Genomic DNA, 15137 nt, shown 5'->3' on the forward strand with positions numbered 1-15137 from the left:
CGCGCCGTTCAACGTCACAACGGCTGGCCAAGTTGCGGCCATCGCTGCGCTTGCGGATACCGAATTTGTCACGCGCAGCCGCCAGCATAATGCCGAATGGCGCGCATGGATGGCAGAGGAGTTTGCATCGCTTTCCAACCATGGGTTGCGGGCGATACCATCATGGGCGAATTTCCTGATGGTCCTGTTCGAGGGCGAATGCAGCGCAGAGGTCGCCTATAACGCGCTGATGGCCGAAGGATATATCGTGCGCTGGCTGCCGGGGCAGGGCCTTGGCAATGGCTTGCGGATCACGATTGGCACCGAGGATGAAAATCGCGGCGTGATGGCTGCCTTGCGCAAAATTCTCGACAATCGCGTCTAATGCTTCCTTTTGCGCGCCTTACAATCATTGGCCTGGGTCTTATCGGCTCGTCGGTCGCGCGCGCCGTTAGGGCGCAGATGCCTTCGGTGCGCATTATAGGGCATGATGCAGACCCTGTGGTGCGCGCGCGCTCTGTCGCGTTGGGCATTTACGACGATGTTACCGATACGGCAGGCGCGTCAGTAATCGACGCCGACCTTGTGATCCTATGCGTGCCCGTTGGCGCGATGGGCTCTGTGGCCGCCGAATTTGCCGCCGACCTGCCCGCCGACGCTATTGTCAGCGACGTCGGCTCATGCAAGCAAAGCGTCGTCGACGCATTGACTGCTGTTCTGCCGACAGCAACAATTATCCCTGCACATCCCGTTGCAGGTACCGAAAAAAGTGGGCCCGACGCCGGATTCTCGACCTTGTTCAAGGGCCGCTGGTGCATATTAACGCCGCCCGAACATGCTCCGGAAGCAGCGGTTGAGCGGCTACGTAGTTTTTGGCAGCAGCTTGGGGCTGATGTCGAGATTATGGACGCGCGCCATCATGACATGGTCTTAGCCGTCACCAGCCATTTGCCGCATTTAATCGCCTACACCATCGTCGGCACAGCCGATGATCTGGAAGGCGTGACGCAAAGCGAAGTCATCAAATATTCGGCAGGCGGTTTCCGCGATTTTACGCGCATTGCTGCCTCTGACCCGGTCATGTGGCGCGATGTATTCCTGTCCAACAAGGACGCTGTTCTCGAAATGCTTCAGCGTTTTTCGGAAGACTTAAGCGTGCTGCAACGCGCCATCCGCTATGATAAAGGCGACGAGTTGGAGGCATTATTTGCCCGCACTCGCAACATCCGGCGTTCAATTGTCGAACAGGGTCAGGATGATGACGCCCCCGACTTTGGGCGCAAGCATTAAGCGCGCTATGCGTTCAGTGCGTTAATGGCGGCGTGGACCCGTGCCTCAATCTCTGCGCGGGGCAGGCCTGTAGGCAATTCTTCGCCGACCTTGTAGATAATCGTCCCTGATTTCCAGATGCCGGCCTTCCGCGGGCTCAACGATCCGCTATTTACGGCAATGGGCACGACAGGCAGATTGATCAACTTGTATAGCCCCGCAAAGCCGGACTGTAATGGTGGCTGGCTGCCTGGCGCAACGCGCGTCCCCTCGGGAAAAATGACGATTGGTCTTCCGTCTGCGATCATTTTTTTGGCCAAAACGAGCATCGCGCGAAGGGCTGCTGCGCCGCCGTTGCGGTCTACAGGGATCATGCCATAGGCCCGCGCGGCTGGGCCCCAGAAGGGAATGTCGAACAGTTCCTTCTTCGTCACCACGGCGGGCTTGCGAAACATGCGCGGCATGTCGATCGTCTCGAACATGCTTTCATGCTTGATGGCGAAGAGCACCGGTTTGTGGGGTAAGTGGCCCTCAATCCTGACGTGAATACCCAATATCCTGCGGTAACAGCTATACTGCCATTTGGACCACCCACGCACGGCGCATTGCATTAAGGGAATGGAGAACCATTGCGCAAAAAAAGCTGTGGCGACGAAAAACACTGACCCAGTGTAAAAAATGACGATGTACAAAGCTGATCGGATGACAGCGATCATGCCTTAAAGCCCAAGAAGCGAGGCGACCGCGCGCAACCAATATTTGTTATATTCCTTGAACAGGACGCTAAGCGAGGCATGCGTCGACACCGCATCGTTTGTAACAGCGATGTTGTTGGGCAGGGCCCTATCCAGTTCGAAACGCGCGCGGCGCATGTGCCAATCATGGGTAACAAGTCGAATACTGCTCACTTTGTTCCGCTTTACCCATGCCGCTGTTTCCAATGCGTTTGAACGCGTATCTACCGATTGGAAACCAAGTGCGATGCAACATTTAAAATATTTCACTGATCCGGGATATTGCGCTGCAAGTTCGCGGGGTTTTACATCTCGGTCGACGCCGGAAATCAGCATTTTTTTGGACTTTCCAGATTTCAGTATCTCAAGCCCACGGTCAATCCTGTTCGCCCCCCCCGTTAGGACAACGACCGCGTCTGTCTGCGCGATGGGTGCTGGCTGCGGCAATAGCAAAGCGAACCAGGAAAAGCTCAGCATCCAGATCATCAATATGAAAGTAATGGACCGTTGGATCATAACATTTTCTTCAATGCAGAAATCACCGTGAAACGCGCCATAAGCATAGCAAGCGCGGCGACAGCAAGCGGAATTAGTGCGACGATTATCCAACCGTACACTAGAAACGCAAGGCCAGCTAACGAGCTGAGATCAGTCAGCGCCTCAACGCCTACCCCATATCGCAGTCCCATATTATAGAATTCCACCACGCTTCGCATTACCGCCACGAATGGCACAAACCGGATGATGGGGCAAAGGCTATTCGTTGCCGCGCTAGGTCGCCGACAGCCCTCGTCCACAGCAATTTTTATCAGCAGGGTTGCAAGTCGGCGACTGCTGATGTTTATGAGAGCCCATGCATCTCGTTTGCCCATCCTGCCACACACGCTATGTTGTCCCTGACAATGCCGTTGGTACTGATGGGCGCCAAGTGCGCTGTGCCAACTGCAAGCATGGCTGGTTTCAGGCAGGGCCCATTCCACCACTCGCGCCAGCGCAGTCCATAGCGGCGCCAGCGGAGAATGTGGCTGCAACCCCCGCCCATATACCACCAGCGCCGCCTGCTCCCATTCTAGCACCTTTGCCGCAATCGCCAGTTCAGGAGGTGCCAGAGCCCCCCACAGCGTCCTTGACGAGCCCAGTCTTTTCGTCAGACGGTTCCCCTACCTCCATCGCCCAACAAACCGATGCCGATGAGGCGCCGCCTGCGTTTCCGCGCTTTGCACCCGAACGCTCCATTTCACCGACGCCAACCGCAGTGTATGCCGACCTGGGCTTAGCCCCAAGCATTTTGGACGATCATGCGCCTGCGCAAAGCCATTTCGCGCATGCGCCACCGTTTAGCCAACGTCGCAATCCTGCAAAAATATGGATGCTTGTGGCAATTGTATTTGCGTTGACAGTCGCCGCAGTCGGCGTGGCTATCTCTTATTACGGCGTCCCGAATATTGGCCTTTCCGGCGCGGCTGAAGAACCTGACCTCACCATCGTTTTGAACGAAAATCTCGAACTGAACGAACGCGAGGATGGCACGCCCTATTTTATCGCAAGCGGCAGCGTCGTGAACCCAACTGGGGTGAAACAATCTGTACCCGAAATGTTAGTTACGCTGAAAGACGCAAGCGGCCGTCCCGTTTACAGTTGGAAAATGAAGACGAAAGTCCGCACGCTTGCGCCGGGGGCAAAGGTCGGCTTCAGCGAGGCGCGGCTTGACGTCCCGCTGGCCGCCAAACAGATCAGTGTTGGCTGGGTGCTGTCAGGCGATTAAGCCTGCGATTTGCTATGCTAACGACGGCCAAGCGTTGGCCGTTGGGGTATTTGGCATAAAGGTCACTTGAACTCGGCAAAGCACTTGGCTATGCGACACGCTTAGGCCGAAACGCCATATGCCGCCTTAGCTCAGTTGGTAGAGCATCGCATTCGTAATGCGGGGGTCGTAGGTTCGAATCCTATAGGCGGCACCATTGTTTTACATGTTTTCTGTGATCACATAATCTGGCTTGCGTAGATCAGCGCTGCTTGGACTTGACCGATTGCCCTTAGATATGCAGGGAAAACTGCATGAACCAATTAACTGTCAGTCAAGCCGTACTTTCGCGCCGTTCAGTCCGCGCGTTTACTCCCAAAACCGTTCCGTTGGAGCTGCTGCATCGCGTCATGGACAAGGCAAGGTGGGCCCCGTCGGGCTGTAATTTCCAGCCTTGGGAAGCCACGATATTAACAGGCGCACCGCTTGCTGAAATGCGACAGAAAATGCTGGTTTCGCCGATGCAGGATCCGCCCGAATATTCATGGTCAGACCCAGAGGTCATTCCGGAATGCAAGGCGCGCCTGGCGCAGGTAGGGGCATCCATGTATCAAGCTATGGGAATTGGTCGCTCTGAAACTGATGCGCGCGGCGATTTCGTTCGCAACAATATAATGTCGTTCAATGCCCCTACTGTATTGCTGTGCTACTTCGATCGCCGCATGGGATCGCCGCAATGGTCCGACGTCGGTATGTGGCTGCAGACCGTCATGCTGTTGCTTCGCGAAGAAGGGCTGGACACCTGCCCTCAAGAATTCCTTTCCATGCATGCAAAGCTCATCAAAGAGTTTATAGGTGTGTCGGATGAAACGCACATTTTCTTCTGCGGCATTGCCATTGGCTATCGTGATGAGGAGGCAGCGGTAAACGGTTTTGAGCGTCAGCGGGAGCCAGTTGAAGGTAATGTGCGCTTCGTCGGTTTCTGACATCAGCGCGTACGGAACACCGCGGACAAGATGTAAATTCATGTGTGGGTCGTGTTAACTGGCATGGTTTGCGCGTCTTGATTGCCATTTTGTGACAGCGAATCTGCGCACCCATCATAAATTTGACGCATTTCTGACATCGTAATTTAGTAAAAAAAATCTACCACACTATCCATGATAGGGGGTAGTTTGTGCGTTGGTCGATTGTCATACCCGTTTATAATGAAGCGGACTTTCTGCCGCGGACTTTAGAATCGATTATTGCGCAAACCACCGCGTTCGATTTGATCATTGTCGACAATGGCTCGACCGACGGCTGCATTGATAACGCACGCATGCAGCTTGCCGATTATTCCGGTAAAGTAACCTTTTTGCATGAGCCCCGACCTGGTCAAGTCTATGCGTTGCAAACGGGCATCGCCGCGGTTGCTTCCGAATTCACGGCGATTTGTGACGCGGATACATATTACCCGCCGCAATACCTCTCGACTGCGACGCATTTGTTTGATGCAAAGGGTGCCAACTATGTGGCGGCATGTGCCTTTTTGCGCCGCGAGGCGTTTTTTAGGGGGCTGGGCAGTATGGCACATCGTCTACTTGCCGCGCGATTTTTGCCGCATCAGAACCATACCAGCGGCGCTGCGCAAATGTTTCGCACAGACGCATTGCGTGCAGCTGGAAGCTATGATCCGTTGCTTTGGCCTTATGTTTTAAAAGACCATGAACTGATGCATCGCGTGTTGAAGTTAGGGCGGCAAATCTACCATCACACATTATGGTGTACGACATCTGACCGGCGCGCTGATCGCAGGAAAGTGCGTTGGACCTCATTGGAACGGGTCGTTTACCATTTGACACCTCGGTCACGGCAGCATGATTTCTTCTACCAGTTTTTGGCGCGCCGGTTTGATGCCCGGGGTCAGCGCGACACCGTACTTCGCGAACGTGATTGGTCAGTAGCTTGACCTTCACCGCTACCCCATTTGCGCATTTGGAGCTGCCGACTTTAAAGCCCGAGAAAAACCTGTGGTCGACATGGCTGTCACGTGGCCTTTCTGCGGCTCTACTGATCGCCATTGTGCTGCAACTTGGGCAGATCAACACCGCGCAACTGCATGATACACTACCTGAAAACTTGTGGTTTTTGCCTGTTTTGTTGGCGCTCTATTTCGCGCTGCCTGTTGCCGATTGGATTATCTTTCGGCGTCTATGGATGCTGCCTGTTTCGGGCTTCTTTATCCTGCTTGCCAAACGCATCGGCAATGAGGTTCTGATATCCTATTCCGGCGAAGTGTATTTTTATCTGTGGGCGCGAAAGCGCACAGAGTTAAGCGCGGCGCCTTTTGGAGCGATCAAGGACGTCAATATATTATCAGCTTTGGCGGCCAACCTTATCGCGTTGCTTCTGCTGAGCGTGACCTACCCTTTTGTCTCGCAACTACATCTTGGTGCATACACGGATGCCTCCGTCCTTTCCGCAGCCATTTTTTTAATCCTGTCGTTCGTTGTTCTGTTTTTTTCGCGCCGGGTGTTTACACTGGAACGCCCCGAACTTTGGTGGATTTTTGGGGTACATATTATTCGGTTATCTGCGGGCACGCTGTTATGTGCCTTATTATGGTATATAATTCTGCCCGGCCCCCATTTCGGTTTCTGGCTGGTTTTATCCATGATCCGGCTTTTGGTCGGACGGTTGCCATTTCTGCCAAATAAAGAAGCCCTTTTCGCCGTAATCGCAGTGTTCCTGGTTGGACAAGATAGCGCAGTATCCACGCTGATAACCCTTACCGCGACCGCAATGTTGGCGCTGCATTTCACGGTCGCGGCGATGTTGGGCGGCGGGGCACTTTTCTCCCGATACCAAGGCATGCTTCCCGAAAAGGCAAGGGCATGATGAGGTATGTCTTGGCACTCGCTGCAATCGGGCTGTCTGTGCCTACAAACGCGGCTATACCCCCTAAATCTGAGCGCGGGCGAAGCGGGGCTGACTGCCGGACGGCGGAATCTGGTCCTGCGGTGCGGGTAAGTGTTTTGGGCCTAAAGGACCGCCGAGGTAAACTCATCCTCGAATTATACCCTGAAAATGATTCAGATTTTCTGCAAAGTGACAAAATATTGATCGCGGCAGGCAAACCCTTTCGGCGCGTGCCGATGACCACGCCAAATTTGGGCCCTGTTACGATGTGTATTCGCGCGCCTGGCCCTGGAAATTATGCCTTGGCTCTGCTGCACGATCGAGATGACAACGGTAAATTCGGTTTATCGGGCGATGGTGTAGGTTTTGCCAACAATCCTAAACTCGGCTTCCGCAAACCCCGGGCAAAAGTAGCGGGACTTGCCGTCGGTTCTGGTGTGCGATCAATATCGATAGTCATGAATTACCGGCAAGGATTTGGCGTTGGCCCAATCAAAGGCCAAAGCGCGGAGGGACAACCGTGAAGATCGTCGATGTCTGCGAGTTTTATGCCCCTGAAGGCGGCGGAGTGCGCACCTATATTCACGCTAAGCTCGCAATCGGCGCCCGGCTTGGACACCAGATAATTGTGATTGCGCCTGGCAACAGGGCCGAAGTTGTCGAATATGAAAACGGGTGCCGGATCATTTACGTTAAAGCCCCCGCGCTGCCATTTGATAAAAAATATGGCATGTTCTGGGACGCAGCTCCGGTCCACGCCATATTGGACGCCGAGCAGCCCGATGTACTTGAGGCGTCTTCCCCGTGGCGCGGCGCGTGGGTTGCAAGAAGCTGGCAAGGCCAAGCACTTCGGTCGATGTTTATGCACCATGACCCGATTTCGGCATGGGCATATCGATGGTTTGACGGCGTTGCAACGCGCGATGTCATCGATCGGCAATTTGAATGGTTTTGGCGCTATCTCAGGCGCATGTGCAACAGCTTTGATTTCACAATATGCGCGTCGCCAAGTCTTCAAAAGAGGCTAACGGGAGGCGGCATACGGGGTGCTGTCAACATCCCGATGGGCGTTGATGCGGGCGTTTTCTCTCCGGCGCGAAGGCACATGTCTGTTCGGCGAGACCTGTTAGCGCGCTGTAGTTTACCGGATACGGCGACTTTGTTGTTGGGGATCGGTCGGCATACTCCGGAAAAGCGCTGGCCTTGCGTCATAGACGCTGTCGCGCGTGTAGCTGCGAAACGGCCTGTAGGGTTGGTTCTCATTGGCAATGGTCACCAGCAGGCTTCGGTGATTGAACATGTGAGCGGTAACCCGCATATCCAGTTGCTCGAACCTGTGCGCAATCGGACTGCGCTGGCCACCATCATGGCAAGCTGCGATGCACTCGTCCATGGTTCATCCGCAGAAACATTCGGGCTCGTTGCGTCAGAGGCCTTAGCATCTGGCCTGCCATTGATAATTCCCAATGGAGGTGCGGTCGCAGATATCGCGCATCCCGATTTTAGCGAAACCTATACGCCCGGAAATGCGCATGCCGCCGCGGATGCAATTATGCGTCTTCTCGATCGCGAGGGGGATCAGCTTCAGTCTGCCGCACACCGTGCGGCCGCAACGGCACGGACACTTGATGATCATTTCGCAGCACTTTTCCAGACTTATGCACAAGCAATTTCAGAAAAGAGGGAGGCAGCGTGATGACTGCAATCATAAATGTTTACCGTCAGGTCGCCATCGTGCCCACACGTAAGATCAGACAACGGTTGAAGCGGAATATGCGTTACCCCAAACCACTTTGGTACCAGCTGCTGCGCTTTGCATTTCGCAACAGCGGGAAATAGCCGGCGTAAAAAGGGACGCTTAACATTCCTTATAGAGGGATAGAATGTAACTGAGCTTGTGAGCAACTGCGCGGTGGAATGCATTCAACCGATGCCGGTGTCGGAATTGCGTTAAGAATTGCTCAGCCTGCAACGATACGTTGCAGTAGCCACATGGCCGCAACGCTACCGATGGCATAAGCGCTGAACATGCGGGCGCGGGCCGCGTAAAGGGCGTTTGCCCGGTGCAGTGCCCACAATGTTAACATGGCACCGATCACGATGACAATTTGGCCAGCCTCAACGCCCAGATTGAATGTCAGCAAGGCCATAGGAACTTCGCCCTGGGGCAATCCGATCTCGGCGAGTGCGCCTGCAAAGCCGAAGCCGTGCAATAAACCGAACAGGAAGGCGACAACCCATGGGATGCGTTCCGATAGGCGCGGCGCCCCCGGTTCGCGTTTCACAATTTCCACGGCTAGAAACACAATAGACAGCGCGATAGCAGCCTCAACTGGCGGGCCGGGCAAACTTATCAGTTCAAGCGTCGTCGCCACTAAAGTGATGGAGTGCGCCACGGTAAAGGCTGTGACTGTGGCTACGACACGCCTTGCACCATTGAGCAGGAGCACAAGACACAGCACAAACAAAAGATGGTCATACCCCATGAGGATATGTTCGACACCGGTGACAAAATAGGTGCGCGCCACCTGCCACCTGTCAGGCGTCTGCGCGATGACAGCGGCGGGGTTAGCCGGCGTCAGCCGCGCTGCCTGCGTTATGCCGGTTGCAGACTGATATCGCAGCAGCGCATCGGCTGCCGTATCCTCTATACCGCTTAGGCGGACCGAGCGGCCGGCCAATGTCCCACGGCACGTGATGTTCCAACGCGCGAGCAATGCGGCCGCGTCAATGCTGCGCACCGGTTCGGTTGTGATGCAATCATTCGGAAAAACGGGCACCACGCGTGCGGCAAGGCCGGGCCGGATGGGCGCTTTCCATGTGATGCCATATTGATGCACCGCCGCGTTGGGGGCGGGTATTTCCCGAATTTCCAGATAGCCCGGCCGTAAATCGTCAGCGCGGACATCCGCGGTGAATCCCGCGGCGAGCAAGATCAAAAGAAGGATGCGGAAAATCACGGCGTGGCGATGCGGATGTCATATCCGTCCAGCAGCGCCTGATATGCCGCGGCTTCACGTATGGTCTGCGTGTCTGCACGCCAGTCGTTGGAAAGACGTTGGCGGATATCCGACAATTTGGGCGAGCCCGAAGCAACGACCTTGCGCACGCGTACGGCATGCCAGCCAAAGCCGGATTGCACAGGCCCGCTCCAGCGACCTTGCGGCAGCGTGCGCAGGCTGTCGGCAAATGCGTCGCCAAATTGCCGTGCGACAGTATCTGATGGCGCGCTGTCCATGCTTGCGGCGACACTGAGCGGTTGAGCTTGCACGGGTTTGCCAGCGATCAGGGCCGCCAGCGATGCCTTCGCTTTGTCTTCCTCCTCGCCCAAAAATTGCTGGTCAAAACTGAATGTCGGTTTTTCGGTGTAGCGCATTTTGTTGGTGGCGTAAAAATGTTGCAGCGTGGTATCAGATGGCTCCATATTCTGGATTTCCGCCGTTGCGAGAAATTCCATTTTGGCGCGCAAACGGCGGCGGATGATCGGGTCATCGGCATCAAGGCCAAGGCGCATCGCCTCCCGGAAATAGACCTCTTCTTTGATATAATCGCGGATGACGCTGTCGAGCTCTTGGGCGCTGGGCGGACGGCTCCATGTCTGTTCCCATTGCGATGCGAGGCGCGTGACCTCTGCCTCATTTATCGTGATACTCCGGTCAAGACTGTCTTCGCTGCCCAATTGACCCATCACAAGGAACAGCGCGGAACCCACAGCAAGAAAATGGACCAGCGGCTCACGAAGCGCCTGCTTAAACACATTGGCTATCATAAAATTGCAACTCCATGTCCGGGGCGCTCTACCATGATGATGGGGACGTTGCCGTCAACTGTTCTATACTCCGCCACGATTGCGGCTTGCACGTCCGCAGCGCCTGCGCGCGCATTGCGCGCGCGCAAATAACAATCGGGGTCATGTTTTGGCCGAACGGCATTGTCGGGCGTGTCCAGCTGTCCCTGCCACGGACGTTGGGCGCGATGCGGGGACACAAAAATTCATATATTTTTCAATGTATTAAAGCGGAGGTGGGGCTGCTCACTCAACGACATTGGGCAGTTTCCAATCAATCGGGGGACGCCCGTTGCTAGCCAGAAAGGCATTGCATTGCGAGAAATGTTTGCACCCTAAAAAACCGTTATGCGCCGATAAAGGCGATGGATGCGCCGCCTTGAGAACAAGATGGCGGCTGGTATCGACATTTGCTGCCTTTTTGTGGGCATAGGCTCCCCAAAGCATGAATATAACGGGCTCCGGCTTGTCGTTTACGGCCGCCACAATAGCATCCGTAAATTGCTCCCACCCCTTTTTGCTGTGTGCGGCGGCTTTGCCCATTTCGACGGTCAGCACGCTGTTGAGCAGCAGGACGCCTTGCTTAGCCCAATGCTCCAGAAAGCCATGCGTTGGGCACGGTATGCCCAAGTCGCTTTCCAGCTCTTTGTAGATGTTCAACAGGCTTGGTGGCGGACGCACACCTTGCGGCACGCTGAAACACAGACCATGCGCTTGCCCCGCCCCATGATAGGGGTCTTGTCCCAAAATGACGACGCGCACTTTGTCCAGCGGCGTTAGCTCAAGCGCACGAAACCATGCGTCTTGCGGCGGGTAAATTGTTTTGCCCGCCGCTATCTCGCCGCCCAGAAAGCGTTGGAGCGCCAGCGTCTCTTGTGTGGCCAGCGCGCCTCGCAGCGGCGCTTTCCAAGCGTCGGGTAACGAAAAGGCGGTCATTCTGCCTTTGGCGGCGCAGTCAATAAATCTGTCCAAGCCTTAACCTCTTTCGATGTTGCTGGACTCAGCAATTCCATCGCGTGGCGCAACCGCTCCCGAATGATATCGCGGCCAAGATGGGTAATGGCATCGAACAACGGCACGCCCTGCGCGCTGCCGGTGATGGCAATGTAGAATGGGCGGATGACATCCTTCAACTTGGCATCCAGAACCTCGGCGGTGCGGCGTAAGCTTGCTTCAACGCCTTCTTTGTTCCACGCGATCATGCCGTCGAACTGCTGCAAAGCGATGGTGTAGGCTGCGCGCTGCGCATCCTGCTCAAGCTTTACACCATCGCGCAACCTTTCGGCTGTCATGCCATCAATCCGGTTCATGAAGAACATCGCGGTCAGGCCGCCAAGGTCGGACATTTTGGTAATCCGCGCCTGCGCCATTTCAGCGATGGGCGTCAGGTAGCTATCATTGAGCGCCCATGCCTTGACCGCATCAAGGAACTCCGAAACGCTCAATTCTTCGCGCAAATATCGGCCATTTAACCAATCCAGCTTCGATGTGTCGAACACAGGTCCGCCAAGCGAGATATTGTGGACATCAAATTCGTCGATCAATGTCTGCAACGAGGTTTTTTCATCTTCTTCGCTTGCCGATTTGATGAACAGACCAAGGAAGTTCTGCATCGCCTGCGGCAAATAGCCCGCGCGCTGATAATATAAAATGCTTGTCGGGTTTTTTCGCTTCGACAGTTTTGATTTGTCGGCGTTGCGCAACAACGGCAAATGCGTGAGCACGGGGGGCTCCCAACCGAAATATTGATACAGCAACAAATGCTTGGGTGCCGACGAAATCCATTCCTCGCCACGCATCACATGGGTGATGCCCATAAGATGGTCATCGACAACATTGGCGAGATGGTAAGTGGGCAGGCCGTCGGATTTCATTAGCACTTGCATGTCGACGACAGAATATTCGAACTCTATCTCACCGCGCAGCGTGTCCTGAACGATGCATTTGCCTTCGGCAGGGATTTTCATCCGGACGACATGGGGGACGCCTTCGCTGTCAAGTTTTGCGGTATCGTCAGCGTTCATTGAAAGGCATGTGCCATCATATTTCGGCGGTTGTTTCGCCGCAATTTGCGCTGCGCGTGAGACCGCGAGTTTTTCAGGCGTGCAATAGCATTTGAACGCATGGCCATCGGCAAGTAATTGGTCGCAATGTGCGGTGTAAATCGCACTGCGTTCCGACTGGCGATAGGGACCGTGCGGGCCGCCGACATCAGGACCTTCATCCCAGCTTAGGCCAAGCCAGCGCAGCGATTCCAGGATCATTTTTTCTGATTGCGGCGTGGACCGCGCTTGATCGGTATCTTCAATCCGCAATAAAAATTCGCCCCCGTGCTTTTTGGCAAAGCAGTAATTGATGAGCGCTATATAGGCGGTTCCGACATGTGGGTCGCCCGTTGGCGAAGGCGCTACCCGGGTGCGGACTGGACGGGTGATGGCAGTCATAATTGTGGCTTCTTTCAATGTCGGTTTGGCGGGCCTCTATCAAGCTGAACGTCGCTTGTCATCTTTGCGGTGCGATGACGGATAGTAGATTAAGGGTAAAGTCTGCCTAGCGGAAACTTTTTAACAGGCGTAGCCGTTACCGTTCATGGCACAGATTCTACCCAAACTAATTTCGCTTGGCACCGCTGTGCCACCGCATCGCATTACGCAAGCTGATGTCCTTTCGATTTTGGCGGAGGCGAAAGGGCAGGCCCTGCCCCCGCGCATGGCCGAGATATTGGGTAACACCGGCATATCACAGCGCCATATTGCCATGCCGCCCGAATATTATTTTAACCCCAGAAGCTGGGCAGGGCGCGCGCGGGTCTACGAAAATACGGCAGCACAGATGTTTGAGGCGGCTGCTGCACAAGCGCTTACGCGGGCAGGTATGAAAGTCGCTGAAATCGGACAAATTGTTTTTGTATCCACCACAGGGACCTTGACCCCTAGCCTGCCAAGCCGGATGATTGCCTCTATGGGCTTTGCGCCAGACACACGCTGTGTGCCCTTGTTCGGCTATGGCTGTGCGGGCGGGGTCATCGGCCTTGGGGTTGCAGCTGACCTATACCGTGCGTGCCCGGCAAAGCCAGTTTTGCTTGTAAGCCTTGAGCTTTGCAGCCTTGCCTATGACCATGCGCGCATGGATAAAAAGGATATGGTGGCCCTCGCTTTGTTTGCTGATGGCTGCGCTGCCGCGATCATTGGGTCGGGGGCAGGGCCGGAATTGGGCGCCTTTGCAAGCCATGTCTGGCCGGATACGCTAGACATGATGGGTTGGGAAATTGGCGACACGGGATTTGATCTGGTTTTGGCGCGCGATATCCCGGTATTTGTGAACAGCCATTTTGCGCCAGTCTGCGACCAGTTTATTGCAGCGCAGCGGTTAGCAAAATCTGACATGGGGGAACCAGCCTGCCACCCCGGCGGCGGTCGCGTGGTGGATGCACTGGCCGAATATTTGGGCAATGACTTGCAAGCAACCCGCGCCGTCTTGCGCGAAAATGGTAATATGAGCTCGCCGACGGCATTGTTCGTATTGGAAGCTTTGCTTGCCACGGGGCCCATGACAAAGCCCACCCTGTTGACCGCGCTTGGGCCGGGTTTTGTTGGCGCTATGGGGGTCCTTAAGCCATGAACAGCAAAAGTGGGTACCGGTTTTGCGGCTCGGTCATGGCGAATAAGGGGGCGCAGCCATGACGTTGTTTGAATGGCCAATGTGGGCGCTAGCGGTTTTTGCTTATGTCATTATCCAGCGGCTGGCCGAGCTGGCCTACGCCAATGCGAACACCCGCCGCTTGCTTGCCGAAGGTGGCCGCGAGCATGGCGCGAAGCATTACCCCCTGTTTATCCTGCTGCACAGCGGCTGGTTAATTGCGATTGCGTTGTTTGCCGTGCCTTCGGCCGCGCCCGATTTGCTTTTGCTGAATGCATTTATCGCTAGCCAGACCTTCCGTTTCTGGACGTTGGCGAGCATTGGCCGTTGGTGGACTACACGCATCATTAGCGCGCCTCACTTTCCGCGGGTCAAGCGAGGGCCCTACCGGTTTATCAAGCACCCAAATTATACGCTCGTCGTTGTCGAGATTGCACTCCTGCCGCTCCTGCTTGGTGCACCTGCCATGGCGGTCACCTTCTCGATACTGAATGCGGCGTTGCTGTGGTGGCGGATCAGGATCGAAAATGAAGTGCTGACGGAGCGTATTTGCACCCCTTGACCCGGCAGCCAACGGGCGCTAATGGCCCGCATTCCCAAGGCTGGAGGTGTGATTCTCTTTGGTCAATTGGGGATTACTCAGAATAGCAGCACATTGTGTGATCGGCCGGGTGGGCCAAAGGCTGAGCCTCCACCGCAAAATACGGCTGCCCACCCAAAGTAACCGCTTTAAAAAGGTGAAGAAATGCCAACGATTAACCAACTGGTCCGCAAGGGCCGGACCCCGCAGAAGGTCAAGTCCAAGGTCCCTGCGATGGACCAAAACCCACAGAAGCGCGGCGTTTGCACCCGCGTTTACACAACGACCCCGAAAAAGCCGAACTCGGCTTTGCGTAAGGTTGCAAAGATCCGTTTGACCAACCAGCGTGAAGTTATTTCCTACATCCCAGGTGAAGGCCACAACCTTCAGGAGCATAGCGTTGTGCTTATCCGTGGCGGCCGCGTACGCGACCTTCCCGGTGTGCGTTACCACGTGCTTCGCGGCGTACTCGATACGCAGGGCGTCAAGGACCGCAAGCAATCG

The 15137-nt window shown here is 55.3% G+C and carries 19 protein-coding genes and 1 tRNA gene; 12 read left to right on the forward strand and 8 right to left on the reverse strand.

The features are described from left to right. Together QE270_RS06945 and QE270_RS06950 are read left to right on the forward strand one after the other, a co-directional pair. Positions 1–364: aminotransferase class I/II-fold pyridoxal phosphate-dependent enzyme (locus QE270_RS06945; protein ID WP_300037178.1), on the forward strand; the 364-nt coding region annotated here is incomplete at its 5' end. Next, a complete protein-coding gene (locus QE270_RS06950; protein ID WP_300037181.1) occupies positions 364–1269 on the forward strand; it encodes a prephenate/arogenate dehydrogenase family protein in 906 nt (301 codons plus the stop codon). The genes QE270_RS06945 and QE270_RS06950, both read left to right, overlap by 1 nt. Positions 1270–1274: 5 nt before the next feature. On the opposite strand, the gene QE270_RS06955 is transcribed toward QE270_RS06950, so the two are convergent. The 3 genes from QE270_RS06955 to QE270_RS06965 are packed head-to-tail and all read right to left on the reverse strand — an operon-like array spanning position 1275 to position 2671. After that, positions 1275–1964 (reverse strand): lysophospholipid acyltransferase family protein, encoded by a 690-nt coding sequence (locus QE270_RS06955; protein WP_300037184.1) that lies wholly within the window; start codon positions 1962–1964, stop codon positions 1275–1277. A 3-nt stretch (positions 1965–1967) separates the two neighbouring features. Continuing rightward, positions 1968–2498 (reverse strand): YdcF family protein, encoded by a 531-nt coding sequence (locus QE270_RS06960; RefSeq protein WP_300037186.1) that lies wholly within the window; start codon positions 2496–2498, stop codon positions 1968–1970. Beyond that, positions 2495–2671 (reverse strand): hypothetical protein, encoded by a 177-nt coding sequence (locus QE270_RS06965; protein WP_300037189.1) that lies wholly within the window; start codon positions 2669–2671, stop codon positions 2495–2497. Before QE270_RS06965 ends, QE270_RS06960 begins: the two co-directional genes overlap by 4 nt. 164 nt (positions 2672–2835) lie before the next feature. On the opposite strand from QE270_RS06965, the gene QE270_RS06970 reads away from it, so the two are divergent. From QE270_RS06970 to QE270_RS07000, 7 genes are all read left to right on the forward strand, one after another. After that, positions 2836–3747: an MJ0042-type zinc finger domain-containing protein gene (locus tag QE270_RS06970; protein WP_300037191.1), complete on the forward strand. Its 912-nt coding sequence runs from the start codon at positions 2836–2838 to the stop codon at positions 3745–3747. 120 nt (positions 3748–3867) lie between these two features. Beyond that, positions 3868–3943: transfer RNA gene (locus QE270_RS06975), tRNA-Thr, on the forward strand. Positions 3944–4040: 97 nt separating this feature from the next. Beyond that, the gene (locus QE270_RS06980; RefSeq protein ID WP_300037194.1) at positions 4041–4712 is read left to right on the forward strand and encodes a nitroreductase; all 672 of its coding nucleotides are present in this window, start codon (positions 4041–4043) and stop codon (positions 4710–4712) included. A gap of 191 nt (positions 4713–4903) precedes the next feature. Continuing rightward, a complete protein-coding gene (locus QE270_RS06985) occupies positions 4904–5677 on the forward strand; it encodes a glycosyltransferase family 2 protein (RefSeq protein WP_300037197.1) in 774 nt (257 codons plus the stop codon). Next, positions 5674–6606: a hypothetical protein gene (locus tag QE270_RS06990; RefSeq protein ID WP_300037200.1), complete on the forward strand. Its 933-nt coding sequence runs from the start codon at positions 5674–5676 to the stop codon at positions 6604–6606. The genes QE270_RS06985 and QE270_RS06990 overlap by 4 nt, the downstream gene beginning before the upstream one ends. Continuing rightward, positions 6603–7151: a DUF2141 domain-containing protein gene (locus QE270_RS06995; protein ID WP_300037203.1), complete on the forward strand. Its 549-nt coding sequence runs from the start codon at positions 6603–6605 to the stop codon at positions 7149–7151. Before QE270_RS06990 ends, QE270_RS06995 begins: the two co-directional genes overlap by 4 nt. Further along, positions 7148–8323, forward strand: a complete 1176-nt coding sequence (locus QE270_RS07000; RefSeq protein ID WP_300037206.1) for a glycosyltransferase — start codon at positions 7148–7150, stop codon at positions 8321–8323. The genes QE270_RS06995 and QE270_RS07000 overlap by 4 nt, the downstream gene beginning before the upstream one ends. A 265-nt stretch (positions 8324–8588) precedes the next feature. On the opposite strand, the gene QE270_RS07005 is transcribed toward QE270_RS07000, so the two are convergent. The 5 genes from QE270_RS07005 to gltX are packed head-to-tail and all read right to left on the reverse strand — an operon-like array spanning position 8589 to position 12858. Beyond that, positions 8589–9587 carry a HupE/UreJ family protein gene (locus QE270_RS07005; RefSeq protein WP_300037208.1) on the reverse strand — a complete coding sequence of 333 codons (999 nt, stop codon included), beginning with the start codon at positions 9585–9587 and terminating at the stop codon, positions 8589–8591. Further along, positions 9584–10396 (reverse strand): peptidylprolyl isomerase, encoded by an 813-nt coding sequence (locus QE270_RS07010; RefSeq protein WP_300037211.1) that lies wholly within the window; start codon positions 10394–10396, stop codon positions 9584–9586. The genes QE270_RS07005 and QE270_RS07010 overlap by 4 nt, the downstream gene beginning before the upstream one ends. Further along, positions 10393–10614 carry a hypothetical protein gene (locus QE270_RS07015; protein WP_300037214.1) on the reverse strand — a complete coding sequence of 74 codons (222 nt, stop codon included), beginning with the start codon at positions 10612–10614 and terminating at the stop codon, positions 10393–10395. Before QE270_RS07015 ends, QE270_RS07010 begins: the two co-directional genes overlap by 4 nt. Positions 10615–10660: 46 nt before the next feature. Next, complete coding sequence (gene ung, locus QE270_RS07020) at positions 10661–11350, reverse strand: uracil-DNA glycosylase (protein ID WP_300037216.1); 690 nt, start codon at positions 11348–11350, stop codon at positions 10661–10663. Then, positions 11347–12858, reverse strand: coding sequence for a glutamate--tRNA ligase (gene gltX / locus QE270_RS07025; protein WP_300037219.1), 1512 nt, complete (start codon positions 12856–12858; stop codon positions 11347–11349). Before gltX ends, ung begins: the two co-directional genes overlap by 4 nt. Positions 12859–13003: 145 nt before the next feature. Between gltX and QE270_RS07030 the strand changes: the two genes are divergently transcribed. The 3 genes from QE270_RS07030 to rpsL form a co-directional block, all read left to right on the forward strand. After that, the gene (locus QE270_RS07030; RefSeq protein ID WP_300037221.1) at positions 13004–14035 is read left to right on the forward strand and encodes a type III polyketide synthase; all 1032 of its coding nucleotides are present in this window, start codon (positions 13004–13006) and stop codon (positions 14033–14035) included. Between the two features lie 58 nt (positions 14036–14093). Then, positions 14094–14615 carry an isoprenylcysteine carboxylmethyltransferase family protein gene (locus tag QE270_RS07035; RefSeq protein WP_300037224.1) on the forward strand — a complete coding sequence of 174 codons (522 nt, stop codon included), beginning with the start codon at positions 14094–14096 and terminating at the stop codon, positions 14613–14615. Positions 14616–14798: 183 nt separating this feature from the next. Further along, on the forward strand, positions 14799–15137 hold a 339-nt coding region (rpsL, locus tag QE270_RS07040), incomplete at its 3' end, for a 30S ribosomal protein S12 (RefSeq protein ID WP_300037227.1).

Source organism: Sphingorhabdus sp., assembly GCF_029865925.1.
GTDB lineage: Bacteria > Pseudomonadota > Alphaproteobacteria > Sphingomonadales > Sphingomonadaceae > Sphingorhabdus_B.

What these genes read in the sequence shown, in the direction of transcription:
- QE270_RS06950 (WP_300037181.1), top strand. Translation starts at nt 364, where the DNA reads ATGCTTCCTTTTGCGCGCCTTACAATCATTGGCCTGGGTCTTATCGGC.
- QE270_RS06955 (WP_300037184.1), bottom strand. Translation starts at nt 1,964, where the DNA reads ATGATCGCTGTCATCCGATCAGCTTTGTACATCGTCATTTTTTACACT.
- QE270_RS06960 (WP_300037186.1), bottom strand. Translation starts at nt 2,498, where the DNA reads ATGATCCAACGGTCCATTACTTTCATATTGATGATCTGGATGCTGAGC.
- QE270_RS06965 (WP_300037189.1), bottom strand. Translation starts at nt 2,671, where the DNA reads ATGGGACTGCGATATGGGGTAGGCGTTGAGGCGCTGACTGATCTCAGC.
- QE270_RS06970 (WP_300037191.1), top strand. Translation starts at nt 2,836, where the DNA reads ATGCATCTCGTTTGCCCATCCTGCCACACACGCTATGTTGTCCCTGAC.
- QE270_RS06980 (WP_300037194.1), top strand. Translation starts at nt 4,041, where the DNA reads ATGAACCAATTAACTGTCAGTCAAGCCGTACTTTCGCGCCGTTCAGTC.
- QE270_RS06995 (WP_300037203.1), top strand. Translation starts at nt 6,603, where the DNA reads ATGATGAGGTATGTCTTGGCACTCGCTGCAATCGGGCTGTCTGTGCCT.
- QE270_RS07010 (WP_300037211.1), bottom strand. Translation starts at nt 10,396, where the DNA reads ATGATAGCCAATGTGTTTAAGCAGGCGCTTCGTGAGCCGCTGGTCCAT.
- ung (WP_300037216.1), bottom strand. Translation starts at nt 11,350, where the DNA reads ATGACCGCCTTTTCGTTACCCGACGCTTGGAAAGCGCCGCTGCGAGGC.
- gltX (WP_300037219.1), bottom strand. Translation starts at nt 12,858, where the DNA reads ATGACTGCCATCACCCGTCCAGTCCGCACCCGGGTAGCGCCTTCGCCA.
- QE270_RS07030 (WP_300037221.1), top strand. Translation starts at nt 13,004, where the DNA reads ATGGCACAGATTCTACCCAAACTAATTTCGCTTGGCACCGCTGTGCCA.
- QE270_RS07035 (WP_300037224.1), top strand. Translation starts at nt 14,094, where the DNA reads ATGACGTTGTTTGAATGGCCAATGTGGGCGCTAGCGGTTTTTGCTTAT.